Here is a 7614-nt window from a genome sequence, read left to right on the forward strand (position 1 = left end):
CCAGGTGATCCCCAGGCAGCCAGCGCTTTTCAATTCTTATGGAGAGTTGCTATGCCACACCTGCAATCCGCGTCTTTACGCCCGTCTCTTCTGGCGCTGGCGATTGTCAGCACCCTGCCGGGCGTTACGTTTGCCGCTGCAGACGAGATCACCGTCACCGCCACCGGCAATGCCCGCAGCGCCTTTGAAGCCCCCATGATGGTGAGCGTGATTGACGCCACCGCGCCGGAAAACCAGACCGCCAGCTCCGCTGCCGACCTGCTGCGCAAGGTGCCCGGTCTGACGCTGGACGGCACCGGGCGCACCAACGGTCAGGACGTTAACCTCCGTGGCTATGACCGCCGTGGCGTGCTGGTGCTGGTGGATGGCGTGCGCCAGGGCACCGATACCGGACACCTGAACAGCACGTTCCTCGATCCGGCACTGATCAAACGTATCGAAGTGGTACGTGGCCCTTCCGCCTTGCTGTACGGCAGCGGCGCGCTGGGCGGCGTAATTTCGTATGACACCGTCGACGCCAGCGATCTATTGGATGCAGGTAAAAACAGCGGCTATCGCGTATTTGCTACCGGTGCAACGGGCGATCACAGCATCGGGATGGGCGCCAGCGCCTATGGCCGCACCGATACCCTGGACGGCCTGGTCTCATGGTCCAGCCGCGATCGCGGCGACATTCGCCAGAGTGACGGCGCGAGGGCGCCAAACGACGAATCCATCAACAATATGCTGGCGAAAGGCAGCTGGAAAATCGATTCGGCTCAGACGCTGAGCGGCTCCCTGCGCTACTACAACAACGACGCGCAGGAGCCGAAAAATCCGCAGACCACGGATGCCAGCAGCAGTAACCCGATGACCGATCGTTCCACCATTCAGCGCGATGCCCAGCTTGGCTACCGCATTGCGCCAGCCGGAAACAACTGGCTGAACGCCGATGCGAAAATTTACTGGTCCGAAGCGCGGATTAACGCCCAGAACATCGACGCCAGCGGTGAGTTCCGTAAGCAGACCACCAAAGGCGGCAAAGTCGAAAACCGCACCCGCCTGTTCAGCGACTCCTTCGCCTCGCACCTGCTGACCTACGGCGGGGAATACTATCGTCAGGAGCAACACCCTGGCGGCGCGACCACCGGCTTCCCGGACGCTAAAATCGACTTCAGCTCCGGCTGGTTGCAGGATGAGATTACCCTGCGCGACCTGCCGGTAACGCTTCTCGGCGGGACGCGTTACGACAACTACCGCGGCAGCAGCAGCGGTTACGATGACGTGGATGCGGATAAGTGGTCATCACGCGCCGGGTTAACCGTGAGTCCAGCCGACTGGCTGATGCTGTTCGGATCTTACGCCCAGGCCTTCCGCGCTCCAACGATGGGCGAGATGTATAACGACTCGAAGCACTTCTCTATCGGCAGCTTCTACACCAACTACTGGGTGCCGAACCCGAACCTGCGTCCGGAAACTAACGAAACCCAGGAGTTCGGTTTTGGGCTGCGTTTTGACGATCTGCTGCTCGCCAACGACGCGCTGGAGTTCAAAGCCAGCTACTTCGACACCAAAGCGAAAGATTACATCTCCACTACCGTCGATTTTGCGGCGGCCACCACCATGTCCTATAACGTACCAAATGCCAAAATCTGGGGCTGGGACATGATGGCAACCTACGCGACCAGCCTGTTCAACCTGGACGTGGCCTACAACCGCACGCGCGGGAAAGATACCGACACGGGCGAATACATCTCCAGCATCAACCCGGACACCGTCACCAGCAAGCTGGATATCCCGGTGGCGCAAAGCGGATTCTCCGTGGGCTGGATCGGCACCTTCGTCGAACGTTCAACGCATATCAGCAGCAGCTACAGCGAGCAGCCTGGCTACGCAGTGAATGATTTCTACGTCAGCTATAAAGGTCAGCAGCTGTTCAAAGGCATCACCACCACCCTCGTGCTGGGGAACGCCTTCGACAAAGCCTACTGGTCACCGCAGGGCATCCCGCAGGATGGCCGCAACGGCAAGATCTTCGTCAGTTATCAATGGTAATTCCCTTCGGGGCAACGATTCAGAAGGAGAAGATTATGGGTCACTACACACGCTGGCTTGAGCTTAAAGAAGAACATCCGGGTAAGTACGCCCGTGATATCGCCGGATTAATGCACATCAGCGAAGCAGAGCTGGCATTTGCGCGCGTTGGACACGACGCCTGGCGGCTGCGCGGTGAAATCCGTGAGATTCTGGCGGCGCTGGAGTCGGTGGGGGAAACCAAATGCATCTGCCGTAACGAATACGCCGTTCATGAACAGATCGGAGCGTTTACTAACCAGCACCTCGGCGGCCACGCCGGGCTGGTGCTAAATCCGCGTGCGCTGGATCTGCGTTTGTTCCTCAACCAGTGGGCGAGCGCGTTTCACATAAGTGAAACGACCTCCCGCGGCGAACGTCAGAGCATTCAGTTCTTCGATCATCAGGGCGACGCTTTACTTAAGGTCTACACCACGGATCACACCGACGTTGCCGCCTGGGGCGACGTGCTGACCCGTTTTATCATTGCCGATAACCCCGCTCTGGCGCTAAAGGCTGTCGAGGCCCCTGCGCATTCCGACGGTGCTGATGCAGGCTCGGTGGAGAAAGAGTGGCGCGCCATGACCGACGTGCATCAGTTCTTTAGCTTACTGAAGCGCCATAACCTGAGCCGCCAGCAGGCGTTTCGTCTGGTGAGTGACGATCTGGCCTGTAAGGTGGATAACAGCGCGCTGGCACAGCTGCTGGAGACGGCGCGACAGGACAGAAACGAAATCATGATCTTCGTCGGCAACCGCGGCTGCGTGCAGATTTTCACCGGTGTGGTGGAAAAACTGACGCCCATGAAAGGCTGGCTGAACATCTTCAACCCAACCTTTACCCTGCATCTGCTGGAGGAGACTATCGCCGAGACGTGGGTAACGCGTAAACCTACGGCGGACGGACACGTTACCAGTCTGGAGCTGTTTGCTGCGGATGGCACTCAGATCGCCCAGCTCTATGGGCAGCGTACCGAAGGCGAGCCTGAGCAGAGCCGGTGGCGTCGCCAGATTGACGCCCTGACGCCAGAAGGGCTGGCCGCATGAAAAACTGGTTCGCCCTGCTCTGTGCCCTGCCGCTGGTTGCCGTCGCCGCGCCGGAGAGAATTGTCGCCCTCGGCGGCGATGTGACGGAGATCGTCTACGCCCTCGGCGCGGAGTCTTCTCTGGTTGCGCGCGACAGTACCAGCCAGTGGCCGCAGGCGACAAACGCGCTGCCTGACGTGGGGTATCTTCGCCAGCTGAATGCGGAGGGGATTTTGTCCGTACGCCCGACGCTGGTGCTGGCAAGCGACCAGGCGCAGCCCTCTCTGGCGCTGAAGCAGGTTGAACAGAGCCACGTCCGGGTGGTTACCGTTCCCGGCACGCCTGACCTGCGCGCGATTGACGAAAAAGTACGGGTGATAGCTCAGGCGACGCATCATGAGGCGCAAGGGGAAACCCTGCGCAGCTCGCTGCGTCAGGCGCTGGCGGCACTGCCCTCAATGCCGCTCAACAAGCGGGTGCTGTTTATCCTCAGCCACGGCGGAATGACCGCAATGGCGGCCGGGCAACAGACCGGTGCGGATGCGGCAATACGCGCCGCCGGGTTGCAGAACGCCATGCAGGGCTTTACCCGCTATCAGCCGCTTTCCCAGGAGGGGGTGATGGCCAGCCAGCCGGATCTGGTGGTGATTTCGCAGGAGGGCCTTAACGCGCTGGGCGGCGAAGAAAATCTGTGGAAACTGCCCGGTCTGGCGCAAACGCCAGCGGGACGAAGCAAGCAGGTGCTGGCTATTGATGACATGGCCCTGCTGGGCTTCAGCGTCCGCACGCCGAAAGCCATACAACAGCTGCGTGCCAGAGCGGAGCAACTGCCCTGATGTCCCGGCGCATCACGTTATCGTTATGGCTTCTGGCGGGGTCGCTTACCGTCATGACGATCATGGCTACCGGTTTTGGGGCGTTACGCCTGCCGGTGAACGTGCTGTGGAGCGGCAGCGATGAGACGCTACGCCATATCTGGCTCACCATCCGTCTGCCCCGCGTGCTGCTGGCGCTGGTGATTGGCGGGTCGCTGGCGCTCACCGGCTGCGTCATGCAGGGGCTGTTCCGCAATCCGCTTGCCGACCCGGGCCTGCTCGGGATCAGCAGCGGTGCGGCGCTGGCCGTCGCCCTGTGGGTTGTGCTCCCGCTCGCGCTGCCCGCGCTGGTGATGCTTTACGCCCCTATGCTGGCGGCATTTCTTGGGGCGCTGGCAGCCACAGGCGTGATCTTCCTGCTCAGCAAGCAGCATGACATCTCTCTGTCACGTCTGTTGCTGGTGGGTATCGCCATCAATGCCCTGTGCGGTGCGGCAGTGGGTGTGCTTTCGTGGGTCAGCAATGACGCCCAGCTGCGTCAGCTTTCACTCTGGGGAATGGGAAGTCTTGGTCAGGCACAGTGGTCCACGCTGCTCGCCGTGACCTCGCTGATAGTGCCTGCCGCTCTGGCGATCTGGCGCTGTGCCAGTACGTTAAATTTACTGCAACTGGGTGAAGAGGAAGCGCATTACCTTGGCGTGGACGTTGCTCTTGTACAGCGAATATTACTGTTATGCAGCGCCCTGCTGGTCGCTGCGGCTGTCGCCGTCAGCGGCGTGATTGGCTTTGTCGGACTCGTGGTGCCGCACCTGATGCGCATGTGGTTGGGCGCCGATCACCGGGCAACCCTCCCCGGCACGGTACTCGCGGGCGCTTTACTGCTGCTGGTGGCGGATACGGTCGCGCGCACCCTGGTCGCCCCGGCAGAAATGCCGGTCGGCCTGCTCACCAGTATCCTTGGCGCTCCCTGGTTCTTATGGCTCATTTTTCGTCGTGGAGAACAGCATGGCTGAACGTTATACGGCTGAAAATCTGACTTTTACCCGGTCTGGCCGCACGCTGACAGATAACGTTTCGCTGTCACTGTCGCAGGGAGAGCTGGTTACATTGATCGGCCCCAACGGCGCGGGGAAATCCACGCTGCTGCGGCTGCTGACCGGCTATCTGAAACCCGACAGCGGAGGCTGTTCGCTGGCGGGAAAAGCGCTGGATGAATGGCATCCGCAGACGCTGTCGCGCTATCGGGCGGTGATGCGCCAGCAATCTCAGCCTGGATTTGACTGGCAGGTGGAGGAGATCGTTGGAATGGGGCGTGCGCCCTGGACGCGTCACCCGGAACCGTCAATTGTGCGTGAGGTGTTGCAGCTGACCGGTTGCCTGCCGCTGGCCGGCAGGCGCTATCATGCCCTCTCGGGGGGCGAGCAACAGCGCGTCCAGCTCGCCCGCGCGCTGGCGCAGCTGTGGCGTGACGGAACGCCACGCGGCTGGCTGTTTCTCGACGAACCCACTTCCGCGCTGGATCTCTACCACCAGCAGCATCTGCTGCGCCTGTTGAAATCGCTGACCCGTCAGGGCCATCTTCACGCCTGCGTGGTGCTGCACGATCTCAATCTTGCCGCATTATGGTCGGACCGGATCCTGCTGTTACACAACGGCAGGATTGTTTCTCAGGGCATACCGGAGACGGTTTTGCAGGCCGACGCGCTGGCACGCTGTTACGGTGCGCAGGTGCACGTCGGCAGACATCCGGCGCACGCCGCGCCGCAGGTTTTTCTCGCCCCTTAGCTTGAGCAGCTCACTTCCAGCCGCTTGCCCCAGTCCGGCGGGCGGCTGACATAGTCATCCTCCCGGTCGGCAAACGGCGTGCGCAGGGCGATATGTAGCCGATGCAGCTCGGTATAGTCCCCCTGCTCTGCCTGCTCAATGGCCCGCTGCGCCAGCCAGTTGCGCAATACCATCGCCGGGTTAACCGCCTTCATCCGCGCCTGGCGGGTATCGTCATCAATTTGTTCCTGCTGTAAACGCGCCCGGTAAGCGGCAAACCAGTCATCAAACGCCTGTCGATCGACGAACTCGTCGCGCAGCGGTGACGCAGCGCTCTGCTGCGCGGTCTGACTCAGCATACGGAAGGTTCGGGTATAGTCGCTGCCTTCACGCGCCATGATGGCAAACAGCCCATTCAGCAACGCGTTATCGCCTTTTTCCTGCGTCATCAGCCCCAGCCTGGTGCGCATTAACACACCGTATTCCCGCAGCAGGACCTCCTGATAGCTGTCCAGCGCATCGTTCAGGGCATTGACGTCGATAAACGGCGACAGGCTTTGTGCAAGCCGCTGAAGGTTCCACAGCCCCACCGCAGGCTGGTTGTCGAAACGGTAACGCCCCTGATAGTCCGAATGGTTACAGATGTAACCCGGCTGATAGTCATCAAGGAAGCCGTACGGACCGTAGTCAAACGTCAGCCCTAACAGGGACATGTTGTCGGTGTTCATCACCCCGTGGGCAAAGCCGACGGCCTGCCAGCGGGCAATCATTGCGGCGGTGCGCGCAACAATATCACGGAACCAGAGAACATAGCGGTCCGGCTCGTTTTGCAGGTGCGGCCAGTGACGACGAAGAGCGTAATCGGCAAGCTGGCGGACTTTATCCGGCTCGCGGCGATAGTAGAAGTGTTCAAAATGACCGAAACGCAGATGGCTTTCCGCCACGCGGACCAGCATCGCTCCCTGCTCCATCGTTTCGCGGGCCACCGGCGTGTCGCTGGTGACAATGGACAGCGCACGTGAGGTAGGGATCCCCAGGGCGTGCATCGCCTCGGAAGCCAGACCTTCACGTATGGTTGAACGCAGCACCGCGCGGCCATCCCCCATGCGTGAGTATGGGGTTAGCCCTGCCCCTTTCAGGTGCCAGTCGAGCGTTTCGCCATTCGGCAGAACTTGTTCACCCAGCAGGATGCCGCGGCCATCGCCGAGCTGTCCCGCCCAGACGCCAAACTGATGTCCGCTGTAGACCTGAGCCAGCGGCTTCATGCCCGGAAGCAGCGTTTCGCCGCCCCAGACGCCGGCGCCTTTTTCTGGCTGAAAAAGCGTCGAAGGGATGCCAAGCGAATCCGCTAATGCATCGTTATGCCAGATAAGACGCGCGTTTTGTAAAGGCGTTGGCTTAAGCGCGGTGTAAAAGCCGGGTAATTCATCGTGCCAGTGAGCAGTAAAAGACAGGGTCATAAGTCCTCCTGCTTTAAGTGTAGAGGGTTTCCCTGGACGTAAACACGGGCGAAGAAAGGGGTTATTGCTGTACGAGAGTCGTGACCCGCTCTGCCGGGACGGCAGGCCACAGGCTTCCCTGCATTGCACCAAAATTGAAGGGCAGCACGCGTTGTAAGATGCCATGATCGTCAATTCCCGAGACCATGACCGACTGACAGTGCGGCGCGATCTGCCAGAGAATAGCGCGCATAAAAGGCTCAAACGAGAGTGCCGAGACACGCTGCTGGATAAAGTTTTTATCCAGAACCACCCGTTTGAACAGACCATCATAAACCGGCTTAAGGGACGCAGCCCCTGCACCGAAGTTAGCCAGCACTAAGGGGAAATGGATCGCCATTCTTGCCAGACAGGGATCGTCTTTCCCGTTATTTAAACCTGGATAGTTCTCATTAACAGTAAACTCAAGAAACGGAGGTAATGACTCCAACTTACTGATAGTGTTTTATGTTCAGATAA

The 7614-nt window shown here is 60.2% G+C and carries 6 protein-coding genes and 1 pseudogene; 5 read left to right on the forward strand and 2 right to left on the reverse strand.

Annotation, left to right across the window (positions count from 1 at the left end; genetic code table 11):
• The first annotated feature begins 51 nt into the window (after positions 1–51).
• Genes ACOTYB_RS07885 through ACOTYB_RS07905 form a run of 5 tightly spaced genes read left to right on the forward strand, consistent with a single transcriptional unit; the run spans position 52 to position 5677 of the window.
• Complete coding sequence (locus ACOTYB_RS07885) at positions 52–2034, forward strand: TonB-dependent hemoglobin/transferrin/lactoferrin family receptor (RefSeq protein ID WP_220153755.1); 1983 nt, start codon at positions 52–54, stop codon at positions 2032–2034.
• Between the two features lie 35 nt (positions 2035–2069).
• Positions 2070–3098 carry a hematinate-forming heme oxygenase ChuS gene (gene chuS, locus ACOTYB_RS07890; RefSeq protein ID WP_032610202.1) on the forward strand — a complete coding sequence of 343 codons (1029 nt, stop codon included), beginning with the start codon at positions 2070–2072 and terminating at the stop codon, positions 3096–3098.
• Positions 3095–3913 (forward strand): heme/hemin ABC transporter substrate-binding protein, encoded by an 819-nt coding sequence (locus tag ACOTYB_RS07895; protein ID WP_032609037.1) that lies wholly within the window; start codon positions 3095–3097, stop codon positions 3911–3913. Before chuS ends, ACOTYB_RS07895 begins: the two co-directional genes overlap by 4 nt.
• Entirely contained in the window at positions 3913–4905 is a 993-nt protein-coding gene (locus tag ACOTYB_RS07900) for a FecCD family ABC transporter permease (RefSeq protein WP_409249012.1), read from the forward strand. Before ACOTYB_RS07895 ends, ACOTYB_RS07900 begins: the two co-directional genes overlap by 1 nt.
• Positions 4898–5677, forward strand: a complete 780-nt coding sequence (locus ACOTYB_RS07905; RefSeq protein WP_220153753.1) for a heme ABC transporter ATP-binding protein — start codon at positions 4898–4900, stop codon at positions 5675–5677. The genes ACOTYB_RS07900 and ACOTYB_RS07905 overlap by 8 nt, the downstream gene beginning before the upstream one ends.
• On the opposite strand, the gene selO is transcribed toward ACOTYB_RS07905, so the two are convergent.
• A complete protein-coding gene (gene selO / locus ACOTYB_RS07910) occupies positions 5674–7116 on the reverse strand; it encodes a protein adenylyltransferase SelO (RefSeq protein ID WP_116325843.1) in 1443 nt (480 codons plus the stop codon). The genes ACOTYB_RS07905 and selO overlap by 4 nt on opposite strands.
• 61 nt (positions 7117–7177) lie before the next feature.
• A pseudogene (locus ACOTYB_RS07915) lies at positions 7178–7585 on the reverse strand (EAL domain-containing protein); the annotation flags it as partial.
• Positions 7586–7614 lie beyond the last annotated feature (29 nt).

Origin of the sequence: Enterobacter cloacae complex sp. IR5450, assembly GCF_049238665.1 — a bacterium.
In the GTDB taxonomy this organism is placed as follows: domain Bacteria; phylum Pseudomonadota; class Gammaproteobacteria; order Enterobacterales; family Enterobacteriaceae; genus Enterobacter; species Enterobacter hormaechei_C.

What these genes read in the sequence shown, in the direction of transcription:
- selO (WP_116325843.1), bottom strand. Translation starts at nt 7,116, where the DNA reads ATGACCCTGTCTTTTACTGCTCACTGGCACGATGAATTACCCGGCTTT.
- chuS (WP_032610202.1), top strand. Translation starts at nt 2,070, where the DNA reads ATGGGTCACTACACACGCTGGCTTGAGCTTAAAGAAGAACATCCGGGT.
- ACOTYB_RS07895 (WP_032609037.1), top strand. Translation starts at nt 3,095, where the DNA reads ATGAAAAACTGGTTCGCCCTGCTCTGTGCCCTGCCGCTGGTTGCCGTC.
- ACOTYB_RS07905 (WP_220153753.1), top strand. Translation starts at nt 4,898, where the DNA reads ATGGCTGAACGTTATACGGCTGAAAATCTGACTTTTACCCGGTCTGGC.
- ACOTYB_RS07885 (WP_220153755.1), top strand. Translation starts at nt 52, where the DNA reads ATGCCACACCTGCAATCCGCGTCTTTACGCCCGTCTCTTCTGGCGCTG.
- ACOTYB_RS07900 (WP_409249012.1), top strand. Translation starts at nt 3,913, where the DNA reads ATGTCCCGGCGCATCACGTTATCGTTATGGCTTCTGGCGGGGTCGCTT.